Origin of the sequence: Corallococcus exiguus, assembly GCF_009909105.1 — a bacterium.
GTDB classification, from domain to species: Bacteria; Myxococcota; Myxococcia; order Myxococcales; family Myxococcaceae; genus Corallococcus; species Corallococcus exiguus.
Genome location: NZ_JAAAPK010000003.1, coordinates 556491 through 579484, shown reverse-complemented (window position 1 = coordinate 579484; position 22994 = coordinate 556491). Strand labels below are relative to the sequence as shown.

The 22994-nt window shown below is 69.5% G+C and carries 22 protein-coding genes; 13 read left to right on the top strand and 9 right to left on the bottom strand.

The genetic code is table 11. The features are described 5' to 3' along the window. Nucleotides 1-246: 246 nt before the first annotated feature. Nucleotides 247-1173, top strand: a complete 927-nt coding sequence (locus tag GTZ93_RS13815; protein ID WP_161662808.1) for an alpha/beta hydrolase family protein — start codon at nt 247-249, stop codon at nt 1171-1173. A gap of 6 nt (nt 1174-1179) precedes the next feature. On the opposite strand, the gene GTZ93_RS42290 is transcribed toward GTZ93_RS13815, so the two are convergent. Continuing rightward, nucleotides 1180-1332, bottom strand: a complete 153-nt coding sequence (locus tag GTZ93_RS42290) for a hypothetical protein (protein WP_186820052.1) — start codon at nt 1330-1332, stop codon at nt 1180-1182. A 77-nt stretch (nt 1333-1409) separates the two neighbouring features. Here GTZ93_RS42290 and GTZ93_RS42285 point away from each other — a divergent pair, with 77 nt between their 5' ends. Together GTZ93_RS42285 and GTZ93_RS42280 are read left to right on the top strand one after the other, a co-directional pair. Further along, complete coding sequence (locus tag GTZ93_RS42285; protein ID WP_186820051.1) at nt 1410-3407, top strand: AHH domain-containing protein; 1998 nt, start codon at nt 1410-1412, stop codon at nt 3405-3407. Next, a complete protein-coding gene (locus GTZ93_RS42280; protein WP_180946095.1) occupies nt 3404-4051 on the top strand; it encodes a hypothetical protein in 648 nt (215 codons plus the stop codon). The genes GTZ93_RS42285 and GTZ93_RS42280 overlap by 4 nt, the downstream gene beginning before the upstream one ends. Before the next feature lie 112 nt (nt 4052-4163). On the opposite strand, the gene GTZ93_RS13785 is transcribed toward GTZ93_RS42280, so the two are convergent. Both GTZ93_RS13785 and GTZ93_RS13780 read right to left on the bottom strand, forming a co-directional pair. Then, nucleotides 4164-4787 carry a glutathione S-transferase family protein gene (locus GTZ93_RS13785; RefSeq protein ID WP_139919525.1) on the bottom strand — a complete coding sequence of 208 codons (624 nt, stop codon included), beginning with the start codon at nt 4785-4787 and terminating at the stop codon, nt 4164-4166. Between the two features lie 106 nt (nt 4788-4893). Beyond that, nucleotides 4894-5889, bottom strand: coding sequence for a hypothetical protein (locus GTZ93_RS13780; protein ID WP_139919526.1), 996 nt, complete (start codon nt 5887-5889; stop codon nt 4894-4896). Between the two features lie 87 nt (nt 5890-5976). On the opposite strand from GTZ93_RS13780, the gene GTZ93_RS13775 reads away from it, so the two are divergent. Then, nucleotides 5977-7164 (top strand): cytochrome P450, encoded by a 1188-nt coding sequence (locus GTZ93_RS13775; protein ID WP_139919527.1) that lies wholly within the window; start codon nt 5977-5979, stop codon nt 7162-7164. 8 nt (nt 7165-7172) lie between these two features. Here the strand turns inward: GTZ93_RS13775 and GTZ93_RS13770 are convergent, their stop codons facing one another. The 5 genes from GTZ93_RS13770 to GTZ93_RS13750 form a co-directional block, all read right to left on the bottom strand. After that, the gene (locus tag GTZ93_RS13770; protein ID WP_120596020.1) at nt 7173-8021 is read right to left on the bottom strand and encodes an aldose epimerase family protein; all 849 of its coding nucleotides are present in this window, start codon (nt 8019-8021) and stop codon (nt 7173-7175) included. A 4-nt stretch (nt 8022-8025) separates the two neighbouring features. Continuing rightward, entirely contained in the window at nt 8026-9681 is a 1656-nt protein-coding gene (gene pruA, locus GTZ93_RS13765) for an L-glutamate gamma-semialdehyde dehydrogenase (protein WP_121760596.1), read from the bottom strand. A gap of 122 nt (nt 9682-9803) precedes the next feature. Further along, the gene (locus GTZ93_RS13760; RefSeq protein ID WP_120596018.1) at nt 9804-10202 is read right to left on the bottom strand and encodes a response regulator transcription factor; all 399 of its coding nucleotides are present in this window, start codon (nt 10200-10202) and stop codon (nt 9804-9806) included. A 149-nt stretch (nt 10203-10351) separates the two neighbouring features. After that, nucleotides 10352-10636, bottom strand: coding sequence for a hypothetical protein (locus GTZ93_RS13755; protein WP_120578670.1), 285 nt, complete (start codon nt 10634-10636; stop codon nt 10352-10354). Nucleotides 10637-10756: 120 nt separating this feature from the next. Further along, the gene (locus GTZ93_RS13750; RefSeq protein ID WP_139919528.1) at nt 10757-11422 is read right to left on the bottom strand and encodes a S1 family peptidase; all 666 of its coding nucleotides are present in this window, start codon (nt 11420-11422) and stop codon (nt 10757-10759) included. A gap of 402 nt (nt 11423-11824) precedes the next feature. Here GTZ93_RS13750 and GTZ93_RS13745 point away from each other — a divergent pair, with 402 nt between their 5' ends. The 7 genes from GTZ93_RS13745 to GTZ93_RS13715 all read left to right on the top strand — a co-directional run bounded on the left by GTZ93_RS13745 (nt 11825) and on the right by GTZ93_RS13715 (nt 19569). Continuing rightward, the gene (locus GTZ93_RS13745) at nt 11825-15424 is read left to right on the top strand and encodes a serine/threonine-protein kinase (protein WP_139919534.1); all 3600 of its coding nucleotides are present in this window, start codon (nt 11825-11827) and stop codon (nt 15422-15424) included. 27 nt (nt 15425-15451) lie between these two features. Next, nucleotides 15452-16129: a 2-hydroxychromene-2-carboxylate isomerase gene (locus GTZ93_RS13740; protein WP_120578672.1), complete on the top strand. Its 678-nt coding sequence runs from the start codon at nt 15452-15454 to the stop codon at nt 16127-16129. Beyond that, nucleotides 16126-16776, top strand: a complete 651-nt coding sequence (locus tag GTZ93_RS13735; protein WP_120596014.1) for a hypothetical protein — start codon at nt 16126-16128, stop codon at nt 16774-16776. The genes GTZ93_RS13740 and GTZ93_RS13735 overlap by 4 nt, the downstream gene beginning before the upstream one ends. 74 nt (nt 16777-16850) lie before the next feature. After that, nucleotides 16851-18047, top strand: a complete 1197-nt coding sequence (locus tag GTZ93_RS13730; RefSeq protein WP_139919529.1) for an acetyl-CoA C-acetyltransferase — start codon at nt 16851-16853, stop codon at nt 18045-18047. Between the two features lie 56 nt (nt 18048-18103). After that, the gene (locus GTZ93_RS13725; protein WP_014399195.1) at nt 18104-18319 is read left to right on the top strand and encodes a hypothetical protein; all 216 of its coding nucleotides are present in this window, start codon (nt 18104-18106) and stop codon (nt 18317-18319) included. A 188-nt stretch (nt 18320-18507) separates the two neighbouring features. Next, a complete protein-coding gene (locus GTZ93_RS13720; RefSeq protein WP_120581322.1) occupies nt 18508-18705 on the top strand; it encodes a hypothetical protein in 198 nt (65 codons plus the stop codon). Nucleotides 18706-18837: 132 nt separating this feature from the next. Further along, nucleotides 18838-19569, top strand: a complete 732-nt coding sequence (locus GTZ93_RS13715; protein ID WP_139919530.1) for a rhomboid family intramembrane serine protease — start codon at nt 18838-18840, stop codon at nt 19567-19569. Nucleotides 19570-19590: 21 nt separating this feature from the next. Here GTZ93_RS13715 and GTZ93_RS13710 read toward each other — a convergent pair whose 3' ends face one another. Further along, the gene (locus GTZ93_RS13710; RefSeq protein WP_139919531.1) at nt 19591-21231 is read right to left on the bottom strand and encodes a sigma-54-dependent Fis family transcriptional regulator; all 1641 of its coding nucleotides are present in this window, start codon (nt 21229-21231) and stop codon (nt 19591-19593) included. A gap of 145 nt (nt 21232-21376) precedes the next feature. Between GTZ93_RS13710 and GTZ93_RS13705 the strand changes: the two genes are divergently transcribed. Beyond that, entirely contained in the window at nt 21377-22252 is an 876-nt protein-coding gene (locus GTZ93_RS13705) for a dioxygenase family protein (RefSeq protein ID WP_139919532.1), read from the top strand. A gap of 34 nt (nt 22253-22286) precedes the next feature. Continuing rightward, entirely contained in the window at nt 22287-22916 is a 630-nt protein-coding gene (locus tag GTZ93_RS13700) for a YceI family protein (RefSeq protein WP_120581326.1), read from the top strand. Nucleotides 22917-22994 lie beyond the last annotated feature (78 nt).

The window sequence follows — 22994 nt, the reverse complement described above, 5'->3', positions numbered from 1 at the left end:
GACGAAGCCCACCGACCCTCGCGGGTGGGTGGGCTCCGTTTGGCTCGCCAGGGGCAGGCTGTGCGTCAGCCGGCCGCGGCGGGCTTGGGCCCACCCGGAACAGGCATCGAACACATGCACATGGCGGAGGTGACGAACATTCTGCGAGAAGAAGTAGACGCGATGGCGCGAGCTGTCAAGCCACCCTCCAGAACAGCACCGCATGTGTCGCGGACCCGTGACACCGATTCACTGCGTATTCCCAGAATGACGTCCTCCCGCTCTGTCCTCCTGTTGGCCTGTCTGTTCCTCGCTGCGTGCTCCAAGCCCGCGCCGCCCACATCCGTGAACATTCGAAAGAGCTTCCGCACGCAGTTGAAGGAGGAGCCCACGCAGCGCGCTCCCGCGCCCACGCCGCCGAAGGAACTCTTCGAACTGGTGCGCTATCCCTCGCCGCTGGGCAGCAACGCGGCCTACGTCACGCCCGTGCGCGAGGGCGCGAAGCGGCCGGCGGTGGTGTGGATCCACGGTGGCATGGACTTCGGGATCGACGGCTTCGCGTGGGCGCCTTCGCCCCGGAGCAATGATCAGAGCGCGCGGGCGTTCCGTGAGGCGGGGCTGGTGTTGATGCTGCCGTCGCTGCGCGGGTCGGACGACAACCCGGGAGCGCGCGAGTACTTCCTGGGCGAGGTGGATGACGTGGTCGCCGCCATCGACTTCGTGGCGAAGCGCCCGGATGTGGACCCCGCGCGCATCTACGTGGCGGGGCACAGCACGGGCGGCACGGTGGCGTTGATGGCGGCGGTGCTGTCACCCCGGTTGAAGGGCGCCTACGTGTTCGGTCCGGTTCACGACGTGACCGAATATGCGCCCTATGTGCCATTGCTGGGACAGGCTCGAGGGACGGAGCTGTGGCTGCGAAATCCGGTGAGCTACGTGGAGCACCTGCGCGTGCCCACGCAGGTCATCGAGGGCTCGGACCACGGCAACATGGATGCGTTCGAACCGCTGCGCGTGGCGGCGAAGGGCGCACCGCTGTCGTTCCTGGCGGTGCCTGGGGCCACTCACTTCAGCGTGCTCGCGCCCGTGACGGAGCTGCTGGCGAAGCGGATCATGGAGGCCAAGGCGGACGCGCCCACGGTGAAGCTCACGGACGCGGAGGTCCGTCAGGCCGTGGCGGCTGAACAGGAATAGGTCGCGTCAGCGCACGCGCGCGTTCGCGGAGTAGGGCGGCAGAGCGCCCAGGAAGCCGGGCTGGGTCTTCACTCGCTCCATCCATGCGGCCACGGACGGGGTGCCTTCAAGCCGCTCCCGCAGTGAGCGGTTACCCGCCGCGCAGCGGCTGTAAGTCATTGTCATTCCCACCCGGCCGGTCCTTCACCTCCGGTCCGGGTGGCTGAATCCTCTCAGTCCCGAGACCTGGGGGGAACATGACGATTCAGTTCGGGTTCATCGACCAGAGTGATGGCGCCAACCTCCGGACGCTTCCCGCGGAGATGAAGGGCTCCACCTGCCTGACGCCAGCGCCCCTGCCTCCGGGCACGAGGGTGAGCGTCATCCGGGACCATGCCCAGGCGCCTGGCTGGTCCTACGTCTCCACCGTGGTGGGGGGATACCTGCTGCAAGGCTATCTGCAGACCTTGCGCATCACGACGCAGCTGCCGGAGCCCGCGGCGACGCTCTATCAAGTCCGCCCAGGGGACCGCCTGGAGCCCATCGCCGCACGCATCTACCGGCAGGCCATCCAGCCGGGGCGGGACCTGCGCTTCTACGAGAATGTCATTCATCACGTGAACGTGAAGAGTGGCCGCAAGGGGGTCCAGCGCATCGACGGTGACGTGCGGCTGGTCGCGGGCGAGCGCATCTGGCTGGTGAGCATCGCCTTCGCCAACCAGCTCCAGGGAATCGTGTCGAGCGGCTCCATCACCCACGAGGCGATGGCCAAGGCACGCAAGGCCGCCCTGCACCTGGAGGACGTCATCACCTCCGTGCGGCAAGCGGACCAGTACTTCGGTGAGGTCACGGGCCAGTACGGCAAGGCCATCCTGGACAACTGGCTGGAGATCTCCGCGATGGTGGTGGGCTTCATCGCCGCGGAGGCGCTGTCCACCTTCCTGGCGGCGACGCCCACCGGCGTAGGACAGCTCGCGGCGGCGCTCATCCAGCTGGGCCTGGCAGCGTTCGGGGCCCATGGACTCATCGAGGCCGGAGGAGAGGCCTTGAAGCACGCGCAGCTGTGGCTCACCCAGGCCTGGGAGGCCAACGGCTCCCCGGAGAAGCTCAAGGAGGCGAGCAAGTCCTTCCTCCGGATGCTGGTGAGCATCGCGATGGCGGCGCTGGCGCTGATGGGCGTGAAGACCAACGCGGGACGTGGGCTCAAGCTGATGACGTCCGTGAAGATCATCCCACCCCGCATCTACATGATGGCAGTGGCGGGTCCCGGCGGTGCCTACGCGGGCGTCCCCGTGTTCCAGCCGGGCTCCATCACCGCCGCCCCCGCCATCCCGCTCCCCTTCAATCCCTGGGCAGCCGGCACGCCGTTGCTGTCAAAGGCCGTCAAGGACGGTGGATCTTCCACGCCGGACCCCGAGCCCACCCTGACCGAGCGCATGCTCAGTGACGCCGAGTTGGAGAAGCTGCTGGAGAAGCTTCCCAACTGGGACAAGCTCAAGGACTTCGTCGGACGCCGCATCCCGCAGGAAGGAACGCCTGAGTTCAGCGCGTTCAAGCAGGAGCTCCAGGCCGCCGGATACCGCCTGGAGAAGTTGAGCTCGGACACCCAGCCCTACCGGCTGCGCCGTCCGGACGGAAAGTCCCTGGGAGAAGAGTACGGGGCGCTCACGGTGACCCAGGATGGACTGGTGGTGCTCAAGGCAGGCAAGGGCACGCTCCGCCTGAGCGTCTTCACCCGCTACCGCAGGAACTACCTGGACTGGGTGGAGAAGACCCAGGGCCCGGCGGCGCGGGCGGCGGCGGAAGTCCGGCTCTCCGCGGGCCATCCCATGCATCACCTCATTCCCGATGAGATCGCCCAGACCCACCCGTTGATCCGCACGGCCATGGAGCGGCTCAAGGGCTACACGATTGACCGGGGGTCGAACATCCTAGACATGCACTCCGGGCTCAACGTGGAAGGCAAGCTCATCCACTCGGGCAGCCATCCGCGCTACAGCAAGTTCGTGGAGACCCGGCTTGATGACGCCTTGAGGAAGCTGCGCACGAAGGGTCCGTCCTCCAGTTGGACACCCAAGGTCATCGAGGAGGCCATCCTCAAGATCGAGAACGAGCTTCGCCAGGCCATCCAATCCGGGAGCTTGAAAGAGCCGGTCATCAAGATGATCCAGGAGCAGCGCGGCGGTAGGGTGCTCACGGGGAAGAAGCTGGCCTTGCTGGAGTTGTCCTCCCACGAGGAGTCACACACCACATGATGTACGCATTGACGGCTGACACCTCCCACATCGAGGAGGAAGGTGTCTATGACGCCAGGCTCATCGAGTTCGACGGCTTCGAGAACGCGACGTTCTTCGAGCCCGGCATCGACTATCAGAGCCAGCAGGGCGCGCCTGGGGTCATCGAGTTCGTCGGCAACCTGGAGAGTGCCGCCCGGCTCGACCACCTGTTCACCGCGCCCATGGGGTGGTTGCTGCTCTCCCGGCGCATGGTGCGCGTGCTCGAAGCGGTGGGCCCGTTCCGTCACCGCCTCATCCCCACTGTCATCTATTCGGAACGCATCAGGCACCTCGTGAGCAAAGGGTACCCTCGGAGGCGAACCTGGCATTCGGTGACGGACGCGTCGCTGAAGAACGAGGACTTCGTCATCCTCCAGTTGCTGGAGCGGACCGATTGTCTTGACCGGGAGCGCACCCTCGTGAAGGGCGTGCCCTTCCACCAATGCGGCGAAGAGTTCCTGGGTCAGGAGGAAGCCGAGCCGCTCGTGCTCCGCCCTCCGCCAGGAGGTTTCCCGCCCGTGTTCTCCGTCCCCGAGTTGGTCTTTTACTGCTACACCGAGGAAACACGGCAGGCGTGTGAGCAGGCGGGGCTGAAGGGCCTGTGGTGGCGCCCCCAACCGTGAGACCGTGACGGAGTTGCTGGCGAAGCGGCTCATGGAAGCGAAGGCGGACGCGCCCGCGGTGCGGCTCACGGACGCGGAGGTCCGCGAGGTCGTCGCCGCTGAGCAGGAGTAGTCAGCGAACGTGCGCGTTCGCGGAGTAGGGCGGCAGGGGGCCCAGGAAGCCAAGCTGGGCCTTCACGCGCTCGAACCATGCGGCCACGGACGGGTAGGGCGTCAGGTCCACGCCCGCGTCCGGCGCCAGGTGCGTGTACGCGAAGAGGCAGAGGTCCGCGACGGTGTAGCGCTCCTCGACAAGGAACGCGTGTTGGCCCAGGTGCCGCTCCATCGCGGCCAGCGCGCGCTCACCGCCCTGCACGCGGCTCCGGAGGACGTCGGACTCCGGCGGCTGCCGGCCCGTGAGCAGCCAGAAGCGCGCGGTGCCGAGGTTCGGCTCCACCGTGTTCTGTTCGAAGAACATCCACTGGTGCACCTGCGCGCGAGCGAAGCGGTCCTCGGGCAGCAAGCGCGTGCCCTCCGCCAGGAACAACAGGATGGCGTTGGACTCCGCGAGGAACCGCCCCGGCTCCGGCTCCAGCACGGGGATGCGGCCGTCCGGGTTCTTCGCGTGGAAGTCCGCCGTGTGGCTCTCCCCCGCGAAGATGTCCACCGGCACCAACTCGCACGTAAGCCCCAACTGCTTCAGCAGCGTGCGGACCTTGTAGCCATTCGCGGAAGGCAGATAGTCGTAGAGGCGCATCCGGTCTCCATCAAGAGGATGCGCGCGACGCTATCGACCGCACTCACTCCGCGCACTCCGCTTCTTGCGATGGAATCACCGCGAGAAGCGGAGCAGGGGAGGATGCCTACTGCGCGGTGGCCTCGTTCCACACTTCCGTGACACGGCCGACCTGGTCGAACGGCTGCGCGCAGTGCGCCGCGCCCGCGATGACCTTGTCATTCACCGGGAACCCGAGCCCGCCCAGGTACGCCTCCGCCGCCTGGATGTCCTGGAGGAGGTAGTCCTGGTCGCCGTAGGTGAACCAGAACTTCGTGCCGCCGCGCAGCGCCGCGTTCGACGCGTCCCAGTTCATGCTGCCCGACCACGGCTTCTCACCGCCGCAGCTCAGCGCGTAGATGCCCGGGTAGCGGTCTCCGTAGCGCGGCAGGAAGCTGGCCGTCAGCTGGATGGATCCACCCGACGAGCCACCGAAGAGGATGGGCCCGTCCTGGATGTCCCAGCCCTTGCGCAGGGCCTCGATGAGCGACACCAGCTCCGCGGCGTTCTTGCCCTCCAGGTCGCGTTCCGTCAGAGGCGCTCCGTCCGGCGAGCAGGTCGTGTACTCCGGCTTCACCCACCACGCGCACTTGTTGGGCGCGAGCGCCGTCACGTAGAGCGTGTTGTGCCCGTACGTCCAACCGCCGTGCGTGAACAGCGAGCGAGGGCTGCCGCCATTGGTGCCGGTGTACGTGGCCGCGCCGTCACCGTGCAGGTAGATGGCCAGCCGCATGGGCGCGGGCGCGATGCCCTGCTTCGGCTCGATGTACTTCACCTCCGTCGCGCCCACCTGCGCCACGCAGTACGTCAGCGTGCCCGCGTCCGTGCTCACCGTGCCCGTCTTGCTGCACGCGAGCTTCCCGGAGCCGTGCGAGCTGCCCGTGCCGGCATCCACGTCCGTGCCCGCATCCGTCCCCGCGTCCACGTCCGTCCCGGCGTCGGTGCCCGCGTCCGTGTTCGTGCCGGCATCCGTGCCCGCGTCGGCGGTGGGATTCGTGCCGGAGTCGGGAATGACTTCATCGGGGTCGTCGGAACATGCGGACAGACCCAGGGCGAGGACGGCGGCGAGGACGAAGCGGGACATGGTGACTCGAGGGAGGGGGAGGCGGCGCCTCTGTTCAGCAGCCAGCATACCGGGTATAGATTTCCAGTCGGGAAAGGAAATTCTTTCATGACTGGACGCGTGAACCTGCTGGCGCCGGAAGTCCGGGCGAATCCCTACCCCGTCTACGCGGAGCTGCGCCGCACCGCGCCGGTGTGTCAGGTGGAACCCGCTGGGCTGTGGGCCATCACCCGCTTCGAGGACGTGGCCGCGGCCTTCAAGAACCCGCAGGTGTTCTCCTCCGCTGGGGTGCGCACGACCACCGCGCCGCCGTGGCTGGGTCACAACCCCTTCTCCGAGTCGATGATCGTCATGGATCCGCCGCACCACATGCGGCTGCGCACGCTGGTGAGCCGCGCGTGGACGCCCGCGGCGGTGAACCGGCTGGAGCCGCGCATCCGGAGCTTCGCGCAGATACTCGCGGAGCGACTGTCCCCCGAGCGCGAGGTGGACCTCGTGGACGCCTTCGCCATGCCGCTGCCCGCGAGCGTGATTGGCGAACTCTTCGCCTTGGACCCCACCATGACGGCCCGCTACAAGCGCTGGTCGGTGGACCTGTCCAGCGTGTCCGGCACGACGGAGAAGGACACCCACCGGCACGAATCCATCAAGGCCACCGTGCGCGAGATGGAGGCCTACCTGTCCGAAGTCGTCGCCGAGCGCCGCCGCCATCCGCAGGACGACATGGTGTCGGACCTGGTGAAGACGCGCGTGGAGGGCGAGGCGCTCAGCGACGCGGAGCTGATGAGCTTCCTGTTCCTCCTGGTGGTGGCGGGGCTGGAGACCACCGTGCAGCTCGTCAGCCACTGCGTGCGCATGCTGATGGAGCAGCCGCACCTGGTGACCCGGCTGCGTGAGAACCCGTCGCAGGTGGGGCGCTTCGTGGAGGAGGTGCTGCGCTACGAGCCCTCCGTGCACGGCCTGGTGCGCGTCACCACGAAGGAGACGCAAGTCGCGGGCGTGGTGATTCCGGAGGGTGCGCGCGTGGCGCTGATGATCGGCTCCGCGTGCCGCGACGGCGAGCGCTTCAAGGACCCGGACACCTTCGACATGGACCGCGAGGGCGTGAACAACATGCCCTTCGGCCACGGCATCCATTTCTGCCTGGGCGCGCCGCTGGCCCGGCTGGAGGCGCGCGTGGGGCTGGAGGTGCTGCTGTCCCGCTTCACGCGCTTCACGCCCACGGGCCCGGTGAAGTGGAACACCTCCCTCACCGTGCGCGGCCCGCTGAGCCTGCCCCTCATCCCGCACGCCTGAGGCGAGCGTTACGCCTCGATGTCGAACGCGAGCGACACCCGCTCGCCCGGGTCCACGTGCAACAAACCCTCGCCGGTGGCCAATGCACCGGCTGCGGCCGTCCACGGCTCCACGCAGACGAAGTCCTTCCCCGTGAGCGTCCACACGACGAGCATGCGGAACTCCCCGCTCCACGACAGCTTCACGGGGGACAGGCCCGGCCCGCGCTCCAGCACCGTGCCCGGCGCGGAGTGGTCACGCAGGTGCATGTCCACCTCCTGCGCCGTGAGGTCCAGGCCGGTGAAGGGCACCTCGTGCTTCGCGCGGTTGTCCCACGCGTGCGTGGCGTCCGTCTCCACGCGCGCCTGCGCCTTGTTCCCTTGAGGCACGCGGAAGTACGGGTGGTAGCCCAGGTGCAGCGGCAGGGGCCGCGTGTCCCGGTTCTCCACGTCGAAGTCCACCGTGAGCCTCCGGCCCGCCAGCGAGAACGCCAGCTGCGCGTCGAAGGCCCACGGGTACTGGCGCAGCGTCTCCTCCGACGACGTCAGCCCCAGCACCAGCAGCGAGTCCTCCGCCTGGCGCACCGTCCACGGCAGCTTCCGCGCGAAGCCGTGCTGCGGCAGTGAGTACGCCTTGCGGTCCGCCGGATACGTGTCCCCGGGCAGGGGACCGGCGTTGGGAAAGAGCACGGGGATGCCCCCGCGCACGCTCTTCGTGAGGTCGGCGACGGTGCTCTCGTCCAGATAGAGCACGTCCTCGCCGTCCACCACCATGCGCGTGACGAGCGCGCCGCGCGTGGGGATGATCTCCACGCGGCAGCCGCCGTCCTCCAGCGCATACGTCTCCAGCCCCGCGATGCCCGGGAACGGTCCGCTCATGGAACTAGATGGCCCCTTCCTTCGGGTCGCTGTCCATGAAGGGGTAGGGGACCTTCACCGGCGGCGCGAAGTTCTCCTTGATGGTGCGCGGGCTGCTCCAGCGGAACAGGTTGATCATCGACCCGGACTTGTCGTTGGTGCCGGACGCCCGGCTGCCGCCGAACGGCTGCTGGCCCACCACCGCGCCCGTGGGCTTGTCGTTGATGTAGAAGTTGCCCGCCGCGTTGCGCAGGGCGCTCATCATGTGCTCGATGGCCTTGCGGTCGCGCGCGAAGATGGCGCCCGTCAGCGCGTAGCTCGCGGACTGGTCGCACTCCTTCAGCGTCTCCTCCAGCTTCGCGTCCGGGTAGACGTACAGGCCGACCAGCGGCGCGAAGATCTCCTCCGTCATGATGCGGTGGCGCGGGCTGTTGCACTGCACCAGCGTGGGCTGCACGAACCAGCCCTCGCTCTTGTCCGTGCCGCCGCCCGCGACGATGGTCGCGTCACCGCCGGACTTCGCCAGCTCGATGTACGAGGACACCTTCTTGAACGAGCGCTCGTCGATGACGGCGCCCATGAAGTTCCGGAAGTCCGCCACGTCGCCCATCTTGATTTCGCTGATGAGCGCCTGGAGGCGAGGCTTCAGCTTGGGCCACAGGGACTCCGGCACGTAGACGCGGCTGGCCGCGCTGCACTTCTGGCCCTGGTACTCATAGCCGCCGCGCACGATGGCGACCGCGAGCGCCTCCAGGTCGTCCGCCGCGGACGGGTGCGCGAAGATGAAGTCCTTGCCGCCCGTCTCACCCACCAGCCGCGGGTACTGCTTGTAGCGGCCGATGTTCTCTCCCACCGTCTTCCACAGGTTGTTGAACGTGGGCGTGGAGCCGGTGAAGTGGATGCCGCCCAGGTGGGGGCTCGCCAGCACCGGGTTGCCCACCGTGGGGCCGTCGCCGGGCAGCATGTTGATGACGCCGTCGGGCAGGCCCGCCTCGCGCATCAGCTCCAGGCTGTACCAGGCGCTCAGCGCCTGCGTGGAGGACGGCTTCCACAGCACCACGTTGCCCATCAGCGCGGGCGACAGACAGAGGTTCAGCGCGATGGAGGTGAAATTGAACGGCGCGATGGCGAAGACGAACCCGTCCAGCGGCCGGTAGTCCGTCATGTTCCACATCTGCGGCGAGTTCTCCGGCTGGATGGCCAGGATCTGCTGCGCGAAGTGGACGTTGTAGCGAAGGAAGTCGATGAGCTCGCACGACGCGTCGATCTCCGCCTGGTGCGCCGTCTTCGACTGGCCCGCCATGGAGGACGCGTTGAGCAGCGGGCGGTAGCGCGTGGCGAGCAGCTCCGCGGCGCGCAGGAAGATGGCCGCGCGAGCGTGGAAGGGCATCCGCGCCCAGTCCTCCTTCACGCTCATGGCGTTCTGGATGGCCTGCTCCACGTGGCCCGCGTCGGCCTCGTGCAGGGTGGCCAGCACGTGCTGGTGCCGGTGCGGCATGCGCACGGTGTCCGTCTTGCCGGACTTCACGTGCTTGCCACCGATGACGACGGGGATCTCGATGCGCTCCCCGCTCATGCTCTTGAGGGTGGACTGGAGCTCCGCGCGCTCCGGAGTGCCGGGGGCGTAGGAGAGGACGGGCTCGTTCTTGGGAGCCGGGACGCGGGGAGTGGCGTTGAGCACGCGGGAACCTCGGGACGAGAGGATGGAAAGTTCGGGCAAGGTATAGCCCTCCCCGTGTCCCAGGTCAGTGACAGAAGCGTGCGGCGTCCTCGCCGAGACAGAGGCCCCGGCGGCCGTCCGGTTCAGCCCTCGCCAGCGGCCTTGGCGGTGGCGCCCCTCGCGCGCTGCAGCACGGCGTGCAGCTGCGCGATGAGGTAGGGCGGCTTCACCGGCTTGACCAGGTACGCGTCAGGCTGGGGCTGCCCGGGCTCCAGGTCCGTACGCGGCGGGTAGCCGCTGACGAACATCACCGGCAGGTGCGCCAGGGAGGGCTCCGCGCGCACGCGGCGGCACAGCTCGTAGCCGTCGATGCCCTCCATGTTCACGTCCGACAGGAGCACGTCCGGCGGCTGCGCCAGCGCGTGCGCGAGCCCCGTCTCTCCATCCGCGGCCACCGTGCAGTCGAACTCACCTGACAAGAGCAGCCTCAGCGTCTCTCGCATGGTCCAGGAGTTCTCCACGATGAGGACCTTGGGCTTCACGGTGCATCGACTCCTGGGGAGGCAACGACGAACGGCAAGGGGGAACGGCGCGCACAGCATCCCCCCGCCGTGCGCACCGGGCAAGAGGTCCCCCTTCACCCGTGAGAATTCCCGAAAGCCTTCACCTCACGGGTTTGCCGCCAACGCCGCTAACCCTCGGGCGGCGGATTCACGAGCCCCCGCCGGGAAACCTCGGAGTCCGGCTCCTCGTCGCCCCGCGCCTCGCGCTCGGGCACCTCTTGGTCCTGCCATTCCGCGCCGCGCTCCACCTCCGCTTCCCAGCGCGTCTCCTCCAGCGGGCCCGGGTTCTCGTCCTCGCGGGTCGCGGCCTGGGAGCGTTCGCGGGCCAGCTCGGCGGCGCCGCGGTCCAGCGCGTCCTCCATCTGTCCCCGGTTGCGCGGTTGGAAGTTCTTGGACCCCTTGTCCGAAGCCATGGTGTCGCCTCCGACGGGAAGGTGGGATGCACCGGGACGACGGGGCAATGACGGCGCGTGTGCACGCCGCCTGCCTGGCCGTCCAGGTGCGGGAAGGGCGATGTGCGCCGTCCCGCCGCGTCAGCGCGGTGCGGAAGTCGGCCGTCGGGCCAGCGGCTGCGTGTCCTCTCGCGACAGGCGTTGGACCTCTGGCGCCACGTCCCCGGTGGGCGCGGCGATGCTGCACCGCGCGCCGCCATGCACCAGGCCCACCACGCGCAGTTGCTCGTCCACCAGCGGCGCGCCGGAGTCCCCCGGCACGCCGTGCATCGTGGTGAAGAGCGCGTTGGGCACGTCCGGCAGCGAAGGGCAGCGGCCCCAGCGCTCCACCATCACCCGCTGCGGTTCACCGGGCCGGTCGTGGCGTCCGGTGAAGACGAGCATCGCGCCAGGGATGGGCGGCCCTTCTGCCACCTCCAGCGGCGCCACCGGTGCCTTCGCCTCCAGCTCCAGCACCGCCATGTCCCGGCCGCGATCCACGAACACGTAGCGGCCATGGAGCTGCCGGCCGTCCTCGAAGTTCGTCCGCTCCTCGCCCGCGTCCGGTGCGACGCAGTGGGCCGCGGTGAGGACATGGCGGCCCTGGCCCACCACCACGCCCGCGCAGTGTCCGTCGCCCAGCGTCACCGTCGCGGCTTCAGCCTTCTCCAACCCTTGCGTTTCGCCCGGGCCGGACTGGCCGCAGGCCATCCAGGCGCTCACGGCCGCGAGTGCCACCGTGGCGCCGCCCCACTTCCATGCACGCATGCCGCTTCCCCCTCCCCCCCCGGGCGACGGGCCCAGGGGTTCGAAGGAACGGTGTGCACGCGTGCGGGCGTGTCGTGGGAGCGGGTGGGGAAGTGGCTCCCCAGCAGGCGTCCGGGCGCGATTCCGTGTCTTCTTCCAGCGAGGCGGTGAAATAGAGAATGGCAGCAGAGCGTGCACCTGCTCGGATGTCCCGGAGGCGGTGTCACTGAAACGTGCTATTCCTCGCTACGTCTGGATTCTGGAATCCAGATCCTGGCCTCGAAACGGCCAGCCCTTTGGCTCGTGAGCGACGACGAGAAGACAACGGTATTGGATGAACGCACCCGCCCTCCGAGCACCTGGGGGGATCGGGCGCGTACGCCCATTACGTTGCCGGGCTCGGGCATCGGAGAGCGGCGCTCGCTGATTCCGGGCGTCGTCGTCACTGGGCGCTACCGCGTGGAGTCGCTGCTGGGCGAAGGCGGCATGGGCCGCATCTGGCTGGCGGACGACCTGCAGGAGCGCCGGCGCGTGGCGCTCAAGGAGATGCATGTCCCCGCGGAGCTGTCCGCGGCGAAGGTGGAGGAGCTGGTGCTGCTGTTCCGGCACGAGTTCTTCGCCATGAAGAAGCTCCAGCACCCGTCCACGCTCAAGGTCTTCGACTGGGGCATGACGGAGGCCGGCAACCGCTTCATCACCATGGAGGTGGTGGGCGGCAAGGACCTGAGCACGCTGGTGCGGGACGCGCCGCTGGACACGCGCACGCTGTATCGCGTGTTGATCCAGATGGCGCAGGTGCTGGCGTTCATCCACTCGCGCCTGTACGTGCACTGCGACATCAAGGCCAGCAACGTGCGCATCACCGAGTCCGGCGCGGTGAAGCTGATGGACTTCGGCGTGATGCACCAGCTGGGCACGCCCAGCCCCGGCAAGCTGAAGGGCACGCTGGAGTACCTGGCGCCGGAGTGGCAGCGCGGCGCGAGCATCGACGGGCGCGCGGACCTGTACTCGCTGGGCGTGATGGCCTGGTACCTGGCCACTCGCAAGCTGCCCTTCAAGCGCAACAGCCCCGCGGTGCTGCTGGCGGATCACCTGACGCGTCCGCCGCCGCGCCCCTCCACGCTCTGCCCGGTGGATCCGCAGCTGGAGGAGATCATCCTCCTCCTGATGGCGAAGGACCCGCGCGAGCGCTTCCAGGACGCGGGCGAGCTGCTGGAGGCGCTCTGCCACGCCAGCGGCGAGCCCGTCCCCGAGGAGCCGCTGTCCGCGCGCGCCAGCTACCTGCACGTGCCGGAGGTGGTGGGGCGCGAGGCGGAGCTGGAAGGGCTGATGAACGGCCTGGCGGAGGCGGACTGGGGCCAGTCGCGCGCGATGCTGGTGGGCGGCCCCGCGGGCGTGGGCAAGACGCGGCTGCTCCAGGAGTTCGAGCTCCAGGCGAAGCTGGCGGAGCTGCCCTTCGGCCGGGGCCAGTGCCGCGCGGAAGGGCTGTCCCCGCTGGCGCCGGTGGCGCAGGCCCTGCGCTGCCTGGTGCCGCAAACGCCCTCGGACTTGATGGAGCGGGTGAAGGCTCCGCTCGCGCGCCTCTTGTCGCCGGAGGTGCTGGAGGGCGACCAGGACGAACAGCTGCCGCGCGACGGCTCCGCGGAGAAGGCCGCCTTCTTCGAGGCGCTGACGGAGTGGACCCACACGCTCGGCGGGCGGCAGTCCTTCGTGCTCTGCTTCGAGGACCTGCAGTGGGCGGACAGCGCGTCGCTGGAGGCGCTCAACGTCCTCATCCGCGCGCTGCACGGCACGCGCGGCGTGGTGGTGGGCACGTTCCGCTCGCAGGAGCTGTCGCGCCTGAGCCTCGCGTTCCAGACGGTGGACGAGAAGCTCACGTCCCGCATGGACCTGGAGCCCCTGTCCGCCGAGCACGTGGCGAAGTTGGTGGGGCTGGTGCTGCCGGGGCTGGACGTGCCGGAGGGCTTCGTGCAGCGGCTGCACGAGACCACCGGCGGCAACGCCTTCTTCGCCACCGAATGCCTGCGCATGCTGGTGGAGGCGGGCGCGCTCAAGCGCGTGGGCGGGCGCTGGGAAGCGGAAGAAGGGCTGGGCACGCGGAGGCTTCCCGCGAGCATCCAGGAGGCGGTGCTGGTGCGCCTGGCCAACGCGCCGCCGGAGCAGGTGTCGCTGTTGCGCAAGCTGGCGCCCGCGGGCCGGATGCTGGACCTGCCGCTGTTGCGCGCGCTGTCCGGCCTGCCGGAGGCGGAGCTGTTCGCCGTGCTGGACGGCATCGTGGAGCGGCAGTTCCTCCAGGACGTGGAGGGCCGCTACGTCTTCACGCACGACACCGTGCACCAGGCCGTCTACGACAGCACGCCGGAGGCGGAGCGCCGGACGTACCACGGCCAGGTGGCGCGGGTGCTCCAGGCGCTGCCCTCGGGGCGCTCGGGCGTGGTGCGCGCGGTGGGCTGGCACTTCGCTCGCTCGGACGCGCCCGCGGAGGCCATCCAGCCGCTGCTGGAGGCGGGACAGGCCGCCATCGAGGCGGAGGCGCTGCTGGAGGCCACGCTGCTGCTGAAGGAAGCGGCGGGGCTCCTGGAGTCCGCGCCGGACTACCCGGGCCGCTCGGAGCAGCTCTTGCGCACGTGGGTGTCGCTGGTGGAGGTGGGCTACTCCAGCGACCCGCCGACGTCTGTGGCGTACGCGGAGCGGCTCTTCGCGCACTGGGCGGCCACGGTGGACGTGGAGGCCGGACGGCGCGAGGCGCTCTCCCGGCTGGAGTCCGCGCGCGTGGCCACGCCCGCGGAGCGCGAGGAGCTGCTCATCCCGCTCTTCCGCGAGGTGTCGGCGGACGGGCGGATGACGCCGGTGGACGTCTTCTGGAAGCGCTCCGAGCTTCAAATCCTCCAGGGCATGGCGCTGGCCATCCTGGGGCGCACGGATGAGTTGGAGGCGCTCATCGCGGGCGTGGCCGCCGAGCACCCGGAGGACTCGCCGTACCGGGCGGGGCTGTCCGTGGCGCGCTCGACGCTGTGCGCGTACACCGGCCACTGGGCGGGCGGGGTGGCCGAGCAGCGCAAGCAGGTGCAGCGGCTGCACGCGTTCCGCGACGCGGTGGGGCGTCCGCCCCGGCGGCTGGCGTGGGCGCTGGGCATGGGTGGTTACCTGCTCAACGTGAACCTGGCCCTGCGCGGCGAGCCGCTGGACGAAGCGCTGCTGAAGGACGGGCTGCACCTGGCGGAAGCGCAGGGCTTCACCGACGTGCGCGCCTACCACCTCTTCGCGCAGGTGGCGCGCGCGGCCTTCACCGGCGACGGCGCCGCGTTCGCGTCCGCGCTCGCGCAGAAGATGGAGCTCGTCCGGCGGCTAGGCAGTCCGCGGTTGATGGAGCGCAACCTGGCCCTCTTCACGCCGCCGTACTACCTGGAGCGAGGCGAGCACGAGCTCGTCGCCGCGGTGGTGTCGCGCGGCGAGGCGCTCTCACTCGTGCTGCCCGAGGACCGCTGGCTGCGCGCGCACGTGCAGGTGTACCAGGCGTGCCGCGACGTGCTCTTCGAGGACGCGGCCGCCGCGCGCGAGTCGCTGCCCCGCGCCCTGGAGGCCGCTCAGAAGGGCGGCCTGCGCATGGAGACGCTGGTGCGCGTGTACCAGTCGCGCTTCGAGAGGGAGCAGGGTCGGCTGCCCGCCGCGCTCGCCGCCGCCGAGGCCGCGTTGGAGCGCGCGCTGGACCCGCGCTTCGCCAACCCCTGGGATGAAATCCTGGCCCGCCGCGCCCTGGCGCCGCTGGTGTCCCAGGAGGAGGGGGACGCGCACCTGCGCCACGCGCGCCTGCTGGCGGAGTCCACCGGCAACGTGCTCCAGATGGGCCTCGTGTACATGCAGCACGCGGAGCGGCACGGCACGCCGGAAGAGGCGATGCGGGAGCTGGAGATCGCCGAGCGGGCCTTCACCACCGCCCGGGCCACGCACCTGCAACAGCTTGCCCAGTCGCTGCGCGGCCCGCTGTCGCGCCAGCACGAGGACGTGAAGCAGAGCGCCTGACGGCCGGGTCGTGCTTAGGATGGGCACATGGCCTCCTCCCCCCTGCGCTTCTGCCTGGACTACCTGTCCCCGTACGCCTACCTCGCCTGGCTGCGCATGCCCGCCATCGCGGAGCGTCACGGCCGGGTGCTGGAGCCCGTGCCGGTGCTGCTCGCGGGGCTGCTCAACGCCGTGGGCTCCGTGGGCCCGGCGGAGATTCCCGCCAAGCGCGTCTACGTCTTCAAGCAGACGTTCCGCATCGCGCATGAGCAGGGCGCGCCCTTCACCCTGCCGCCCTCGCACCCCTTCAACCCGCTGTTGTCCCTGCGCGTGACGGCGGCGGTGGACGACGTGGCGGAGCGCACGCGGCTCACCACCGCGCTCTACTCGGCCGCGTGGGGGCAGGGCCGGGGCATCGAGACGCCAGAGCAGGTGGGCGCGGTGCTGACGGACGCGGGCTTCGACGCGCGGGCGCTGCTCGAGCGAGCCCAGTTGCCGGAGGTGAAGGACCGCCTGCGCAAGAACACGGAGGCCGCGCTCGCCCAGGGCGCCTTCGGCGTGCCGTCCGTGCTGGTGGACGACGAGATGTTCTGGGGCGTGGACTCGCTGGGCCACCTGGAGCGCTTCCTGGAGGGCCGCGACCCGCTCACCCCCGCGGAGCTGGCGAAGTGGCAGCACCTGCCCGCCACCGCGGACCGGCGCCAGGGCGGAAAGCCGCGCCCGTGAACGTGCTCGGGCAGCTGGGAGTGGCTGTCGCCGGCCTGGTGCTGGCGGGCGTACTCCTGTTCCTCAACTTCTGGCGCGCGCTGCTCTACCTCTTCCCCCACTCCGTCCGGGTGGAGCCGGAGGCCCCCGCGGACCAGATGGACCTGCCGGATTCCTTGAGCCCCCTGGCGGGCCAGCTCCAGGCGCTGGGCTTCACGCCGGTGGGCAGCCACGAGGAGAAGCCGCTCCTCCAGAAGGCCACCCGCTCCTACGACTGGGCGCACCCGGGCGAGCGCGTCTTCGCCACCCTCCACGAGGGGGGAGACCTGCTGCCCCGGCTCTACCTGCTCACCCCCCTGGCCTCCGGGGGCTTCGTGGTGACGGCCAGCTACCGCCGCCCCGCGCTGGACGTGCCCGGCTACCGCTCCGGGTCGCTGGAGGACGCCGCACCGGAGCGCCTGTTGCGCGCGCATGTGCGACGGCTCGAGGGGTTGGAAGCGGCGGGTCCGGAGGGCTTCACCTGGGAGGGGCGGGTCCAGGCGGCCAGGGCCTGGTACCAGGGCCTGGGGCGCAAGGAAATCCGCCGCCAGAACCTCCAGGGACTGTTGTGGACGGCCATCGCGCTTGCCATCGTCGCCAGCGCCTTCCTGGGACGGCGCGCGGGCTGACGGCCCCCTGGACGCTATTCCGCGTCACGTCGTGCGTGCACCGCGCGCCCCGGAAGAGTAGGGAGACGAGCACCATGAAGAGCGTGTCCAAGAACGAGGAAATCTACTTCCTGTCCGGCAAGCGCACCCCGTTCGGTACCTACGGCGGCAGCCTCAAGGACCTGAGCGCCACCGACCTGGCCGTGGAGTCCGCGAAGGCGGCCCTGGCCCAGGCGGGCGTCTCCCCGGAGCTCATCGAGCATGTCGTCTACGGCAACGTCGTCCAGACGAGCTCGGACGCCATCTACCTGCCGCGCCACGTGGGCCTGCGCACGGGCGTGCCTGTGCCGGTGCCCGCGCTGGGCGTCAACCGGCTGTGCGGCTCCGGCTTCCAGGCCTTCGTCACGGCCGCGGAGATGATGCTGACGGGCGGCGCGGAGGCCGTCCTCGCGGGCGGCACGGAGTCCATGAGCCAGGCGCCCCACGTCATCCGCGGCGCGCGCTGGGGCATCCCCCTGGGCAAGGGCGGCCTGGAGGACATGCTCTGGACGGCCCTGACGGACAGCTACACCGGCCAGCCCATGGCGCTCACCGCCGAGCAGCTGGCGGTGGACTACGGCCTCACCCAGGACGACGTGGACCAGTACGCCGTCCTCACCCAGAAGCGCTTCGCCGCGGCGCAGGAGGCGGGCCGGCTGGCGGATGAAATCGCGCCGGTGACGATCAAGGGCAAGAAGGGCGACACGGTGGTTTCCAAGGACGAGCACAACCGTCCGGAGACCACGGTGGAGGGGCTGCGCAAGCTGCCCAAGGTGTTCAAGAAGGACGGCGTGGTGCACGCGGGCGCGGCCAGCGGCATCTGCGACGGCGCGGGCTCCATGGTCATGGCCACGCGCGGGTTCGTGGAGAAGCACGGCCTCAAGCCCGTGGCGCGGCTCGTCAACTGGGGCGTGTCCGGCTGCGACCCGAAAATCATGGGCATTGGCCCCGCGCCGGCCATCCGCAACCTGCTCCAGCGCGCGGACGCGAAGCTGACGGACGTGGACCTCTTCGAGGTCAACGAGGCCTTCGCGCCCCAGTACCTGGCGGTGGAGAAGGAGCTGGGCCTGCCACGCGACGCCACCAACGTCAACGGCGGCGCCATCGCCGTGGGCCACCCGCTGGGCGCCTCCGGGGCCCGCATCACCATGACGCTGGCGTACGAGCTGAAGCGCCGGGGCGCCCGCTATGGTATCGGGTCCGCCTGCATCGGTGGCGGCCAGGGCATCGCGGTGCTGGTCGAGGCGCTCTAGGAGCGCACGTGGCGACGGGGTACGGGGCAGACGACATCCGGACGGGACGTGGTGAGATGAGCAACGAGGTGGACGCGAAGACGGCCCGCGAGCGGGCCAAGGCCATCGCCGAGCAGCGCCGTGCCGAGCGCCGCAACCGCAAGCGCCGCTGCGTGGTGTGCGGTGTGGAGGAGAGCGACAAGACGCCCCTGACGGCCCACCCGGAGGGCATCGGTCCCGCCTGCAAGGATGAAGTCACCTGCCAGGCCCGGCGCGCCGCCGCCGGTCGCTGAACCCGCGGGGGCCCTGCGCCCACGCCCCCCGCCGCACTGTCGGCGAGTGGACGATGGGTGGGCCCCACTCCCCGGTGGGCTCCCCAAGGGGTGGGAGGCGGCTCCCAGGCCGGATTGTCGGGCCCGTTTCTTGATGGCGCCCCCGACTCGGGGTAAACATTTGTAATCTCTGGTGACACGAGGGTGGAATGGCCGTTATCAGCTTCACGGGAGTCAAGGTGTTCTCCACCACGCTCGCGCGCGATCGCGAGAACATGGGTGAGAACATCACCAAGTGGCTGAAGGAGAACTCCGCCGTGGAGATCGTGGACAAGATCGTCACGCAGTCCTCGGACAAGGAGTTTCACTGTCTGACCATCACGCTCTTCTACCGCCACAAGGTCTAGCGGCCCGGCAGGTACAGCGAAGGCGTGGGATGCGAGGGCGCTTCTCCCTGGTGACACCAGGGTGGGGCGCCCTTCATCGTTTCTGGATTTGGGGTTGCGGACCGGGCGGGGTTCCACCACCTTTGGGCCTCTATGCGACCCATGCGGGGCTTCAATCGAGGCGGCGGCGGTTTCGGCGACATGTTCCCGAGCCTGGATTCGATGGCCGCCAAGCTGGCGATAGCGTTCGTGGGCATCTCCGCCCTGTTCCTGGCGACCTCACGCGGGCAGGGCGGGCTGCTGCTGCTCAACCCGGCGGACGTGATTCTGCGCTTCCGAGTCTGGGAGCTGGTCACCTACGCCTTCGTGGCCACGGGCCCGCTGGGCATCCTCTTCGGCGGCCTCATCATCTGGTCCATCGGTGGCTTCCTGGAGTCCACCTGGGGCGGCAAGCGGCTCTTGCTGGTCGCGGTGGGCATCCCGTTCGTCGCGGGCCTCATCACCACGGCGCTGGCCCTGGTGATGCCCATGAGCATCTACGCGGGCGGCTCCGTGATGACGGCGGTGCTGTGGGTGGCGTACGGGCTCGTCATCGGCAAGGGGCAGGCGAACTTCTGGGGCATCCCGCTGACGGGCAACTGGTTCGCGGCCATTGGCGCGGGCTTCACGGTGCTGAACATGCTGACCGCGGGCTCCTGGCGCGCGGTGGCGCCGGAGATCTTCGGCCTGGTGCTGGTGTTCGTCTACGTGCGCGGCGCGAGCCCCAAGCGGCTGATGCTCCAGTTGCAGCACTGGCGCCTGCAGCGGCAGCTGCGCGACCGCTCCAAGCACCTGCGCGTGGTGGACCGCAACCGCCCGTCGGACCGCGACCAGTTCCTCAACTGAAGGCCTGAAGGCCGCGCGCCTTCAGTGCGCGGCCTCCGGGTGGCCGTACTGCTTGAGCTTCCGGTAGAGCGTGGCCACGCCGATGTCCAACTGCTCCGCGGTGCGTGAGCGGTTGCCGCCGTTCTGCGCCAGCACCGCGAGGATGTATTCCTTCTCCATGTCCTCCAGCCGGCGCGGGTTGCCGGTGGGGACAAGGCTGGGCGGCGCGGCGCGCACCTCTTCCGGCAAGTCGTCGCGCTCCATTCGCGGGCCTTCGCTCAGCGCCACCGCACGCTCGACGGCGTTGCCCAGCTCGCGCACGTTGCCCGGCCAGGTGTAGCGCAGCAGTTGATCCGCCGCGTCCGGGGCCAGGCCATTCACGCGGCGGCCCAGCCTCTCGCCGGTCTCCGCCAGCAGCAGCCGCGCCAGGGGGAGGATGTCCTCACGGCGTTCGCGCAGGGGCGGGATGCGCAGCTCGATGACGCGCAGACGGTAGAAGAGGTCCTGGCGGAAGCGGCCCAGGCGGACCTCCTCGGCCAGCTCGCGGTTGGTGGCCGCCACCACGCGCACGTCCACCTTGCGGCTGGTATTCTCCCCCACGCGGCGCACCTCGCGCTCCTGGAGGGCGCGCAGGAGCTTGGCCTGCATGGCGGGAGGCACCTCGCCCACTTCGTCCAGGAAGAGGGTGCCGCCGTGCGCCGCCTCGAAGAGGCCGGGCCGGTCGTGCGTGGCGCCGGTGAAGGCGCCCTTCGCGTGGCCGAACAGCTCGCTCTCCAGGAGGCTCTCCGTCACCGCGGCGCAGTTCACGGCGATGAAGGCCTTGTGCGCGCGGCCGGACTCGTCGTGGATGAGCCGGGCGATTCTCTCCTTGCCCACGCCGCTCTCGCCGGTGACGAGCACCGTGGTGTCCACCTTGGCGGACCTGCGCGCCAGGTTGAGCACGCGCTGCATGGACTCCGAGCGCGCCACCATGCCCGTCGGGTCCTCCGTCACGCCGGACACGCGCGCCAGCGACTGACGCTTCGCGCGCAGCTTGCGCTCCGCCTGCCGCAGCGCCTCCGTCACCTGCCCGAGCACGCCCTCCATGCACTGCGTTTCATAGAAGCGCAGGAACTCCGTGCACTCGGTGCTCCACTCCGCCTCCGGGCGGCCCACGATGTGGCAGAACGCGTCGCCCTTGCCCACGCACTTGAGCTCCGCGCAGTAGATGGGCTTGTTGTTGCAGTAGCTCAGGTAGCCGGACGCGAAGCCGGTGAGGCTCCAGCACACGGGCTCCTCCGCCTGGCCCAGGTGGAGCAGGTGCTGCTCGGCCTCATAGGAGTCGCTCCACTGCGCTTCCGCGAAGGGCTCCGGTCCGTCCTTGTCCGTGCGCTCGATGCGCTCCACGCGCACCTGGCCCATCAGCGTGTGCAGCCGGCCACCCGAGCGGCGCCACTCCGCTTCATCCGTCCACGGCACCGCGGTCTTCATCGCCTCCGCCGTGCGCCAGCCGTGCGCGTAGCCCAGCCGCGTGAAGATGCCGCGCGCGGCCGTCATCCCCAGCATCCCGATGAGCTCCTTGCGCAGGAGGCCCAGCGCCACCGGATCCATCAACAGCGCCCGCTGCCCGGCGAAGCGGATGACTCCGCCCTTCGGCTCGAGCGCCAGGAGCTCCTTCAAGTCCAAACCTTCCAGACCCGCCACGACGTCTCTCCCAGGTGTTTCAGTCTGAGGTGCATCTCTATCAATCTGAGAGTCGTTTCACAGCACTGGAATTGGATGTCGAGTAATTATCAGTGGTTGCCGTGTCGGCTGCGTTGGTCCTGGGGTTGCAGTACAAGCCGCCACGATGCCTACCGGGGTGGACAGACGCGAGGTGCTGCAGGGCGTGGCGGCCGCCGGGGTGGCGGGAGTGATGGGGCCTGGTCCCTCGGTCGTCCGGCAGGTGGCGCCGGCGCTGTTCGTCTCGCACGGCTCGCCGATGACGGCGCTGGACGCGGACGAATATCCCCAGGCGCTCAAGCGCTTTGGTGACGGCGCGGGCGCGGTGAAGGCGCTGGTGGTGGTGTCCGCGCACTGGGAGACGGACGCGCGCGTGCACGTCACGGCGATGGCCGCTCCGCCGCTCGTCTACGACTTCTACGGCTTCCCGGAGGAGATGTACCGGCTGCGCTACGCGCCGCCCGGCGCCCCTGCGCTGGCCGAGGACGTGGTGGCGCGACTGGCCGCGGCGGGTGTGCCCGCGGTGGCGGATGGCGAGCGCGGTCTGGATCACGGCGTCTGGGTGCCTCTTCGGCATGCGTTCCCGGAGGCGCGCGTGCCCGTGTTGCAGGTGGCGCTGCCGGCGGACGCGACGCCCGCGCAGGTGGCGCGCATGGGCGAGGCGCTGCGTCCTTTGCGCTCGGAGGGCGTGCTGCTCATGGGCAGCGGCGGGGTGGTTCACAACCTGCGCCGGGTGAATTTCAGATCCAAGCTGGCGTCCGTTGAACCATGGGCCGCCGAGTTCGACGCGTGGGTCGCCGGAAAACTTGCCGCACGTGACTTCCTTGGGCTTCAGTCATGGATGGATGCACCGAATGCGCGGGTCGCGCATCCATCCGCCGAGCATTGGTTGCCCATTTATTTCGTCCTCGGAGCTGCCCTCCCCGAGGACCGCATCACCCCGGTGTTCGAGGGCTTCCATCACGGAACCTTGTCCATGCGCAGCTTCGCGCTGCGCGCCTGAACCTCGCAGTCCGCAACCTCAAGGAGTCCACACCATGAAGATGTCGCTCAAGTCCGTCATCACGCTGGTCGCCGTCGCCGCCCCCTCGTTTGCCTTCGCGTCCGCGTGGGAGATCGACTCGTCGCACTCCAGCGCGCAGTTCGCCGTGAAGCACATGATGGTGTCCAACGTGCGTGGCACGTTCAGCAACGTGAAGGGCAACGTCAACCTGGATGACAAGGACATCACCAAGTCCACCATCGAGGCGACCCTCGACGCGACCACCATCAACACCAATGAGCCCAAGCGCGACGAGCACCTGAAGAGCCCTGACTTCTTCGACACGGCGAAGTTCCCCACCATCACCTTCAAGTCCACGAAGGTGGCGAAGGCCGGCAAGGACAAGCTGAACGTCACGGGCGACCTGACGATGCACGGCGTGACCAAGCCCGTGACGCTGGCCGTGGAAGGCCCGACGGCGGAGACGAAGGACGCCTGGGGCAACGTGCGCCGCGGCGCCGTGGCGACCACGAAGATCAAGCGCAGCGACTTCGGCCTGACCTGGAACAAGGCGCTGGAGGCTGGCGGCGTGGCGGTGGGTGACGAGGTGACCATCACCCTGGACCTGGAGACCACGAAGAAGCCGGACGCGGCGGCGGCCCCGACGGCCACGGACAAGAAGTAGTCTTCGTCCCGGTCTTGAAATGAAGAGAGGGGCCTCGGGTGACCGGGGCCCCTCTTTTTTGTGCGCGGTGGGGGCGGG

Excerpts from the sequence above, each read along its gene's own strand:
- GTZ93_RS13815 (WP_161662808.1), top strand. The coding sequence starts at position 247 with ATGACGTCCTCCCGCTCTGTCCTCCTGTTGGCCTGTCTGTTCCTCGCT.
- GTZ93_RS42290 (WP_186820052.1), bottom strand. The coding sequence starts at position 1,332 with ATGACTTACAGCCGCTGCGCGGCGGGTAACCGCTCACTGCGGGAGCGG.
- GTZ93_RS42285 (WP_186820051.1), top strand. The coding sequence starts at position 1,410 with ATGACGATTCAGTTCGGGTTCATCGACCAGAGTGATGGCGCCAACCTC.
- GTZ93_RS42280 (WP_180946095.1), top strand. The coding sequence starts at position 3,404 with ATGATGTACGCATTGACGGCTGACACCTCCCACATCGAGGAGGAAGGT.
- GTZ93_RS13785 (WP_139919525.1), bottom strand. The coding sequence starts at position 4,787 with ATGCGCCTCTACGACTATCTGCCTTCCGCGAATGGCTACAAGGTCCGC.
- GTZ93_RS13780 (WP_139919526.1), bottom strand. The coding sequence starts at position 5,889 with ATGTCCCGCTTCGTCCTCGCCGCCGTCCTCGCCCTGGGTCTGTCCGCA.
- GTZ93_RS13775 (WP_139919527.1), top strand. The coding sequence starts at position 5,977 with ATGACTGGACGCGTGAACCTGCTGGCGCCGGAAGTCCGGGCGAATCCC.
- GTZ93_RS13770 (WP_120596020.1), bottom strand. The coding sequence starts at position 8,021 with ATGAGCGGACCGTTCCCGGGCATCGCGGGGCTGGAGACGTATGCGCTG.
- GTZ93_RS13755 (WP_120578670.1), bottom strand. The coding sequence starts at position 10,636 with ATGGCTTCGGACAAGGGGTCCAAGAACTTCCAACCGCGCAACCGGGGA.
- GTZ93_RS13750 (WP_139919528.1), bottom strand. The coding sequence starts at position 11,422 with ATGCGTGCATGGAAGTGGGGCGGCGCCACGGTGGCACTCGCGGCCGTG.
- GTZ93_RS13740 (WP_120578672.1), top strand. The coding sequence starts at position 15,452 with ATGGCCTCCTCCCCCCTGCGCTTCTGCCTGGACTACCTGTCCCCGTAC.
- GTZ93_RS13730 (WP_139919529.1), top strand. The coding sequence starts at position 16,851 with ATGAAGAGCGTGTCCAAGAACGAGGAAATCTACTTCCTGTCCGGCAAG.
- GTZ93_RS13725 (WP_014399195.1), top strand. The coding sequence starts at position 18,104 with ATGAGCAACGAGGTGGACGCGAAGACGGCCCGCGAGCGGGCCAAGGCC.
- GTZ93_RS13720 (WP_120581322.1), top strand. The coding sequence starts at position 18,508 with ATGGCCGTTATCAGCTTCACGGGAGTCAAGGTGTTCTCCACCACGCTC.
- GTZ93_RS13715 (WP_139919530.1), top strand. The coding sequence starts at position 18,838 with ATGCGACCCATGCGGGGCTTCAATCGAGGCGGCGGCGGTTTCGGCGAC.
- GTZ93_RS13705 (WP_139919532.1), top strand. The coding sequence starts at position 21,377 with ATGCCTACCGGGGTGGACAGACGCGAGGTGCTGCAGGGCGTGGCGGCC.
- GTZ93_RS13700 (WP_120581326.1), top strand. The coding sequence starts at position 22,287 with ATGAAGATGTCGCTCAAGTCCGTCATCACGCTGGTCGCCGTCGCCGCC.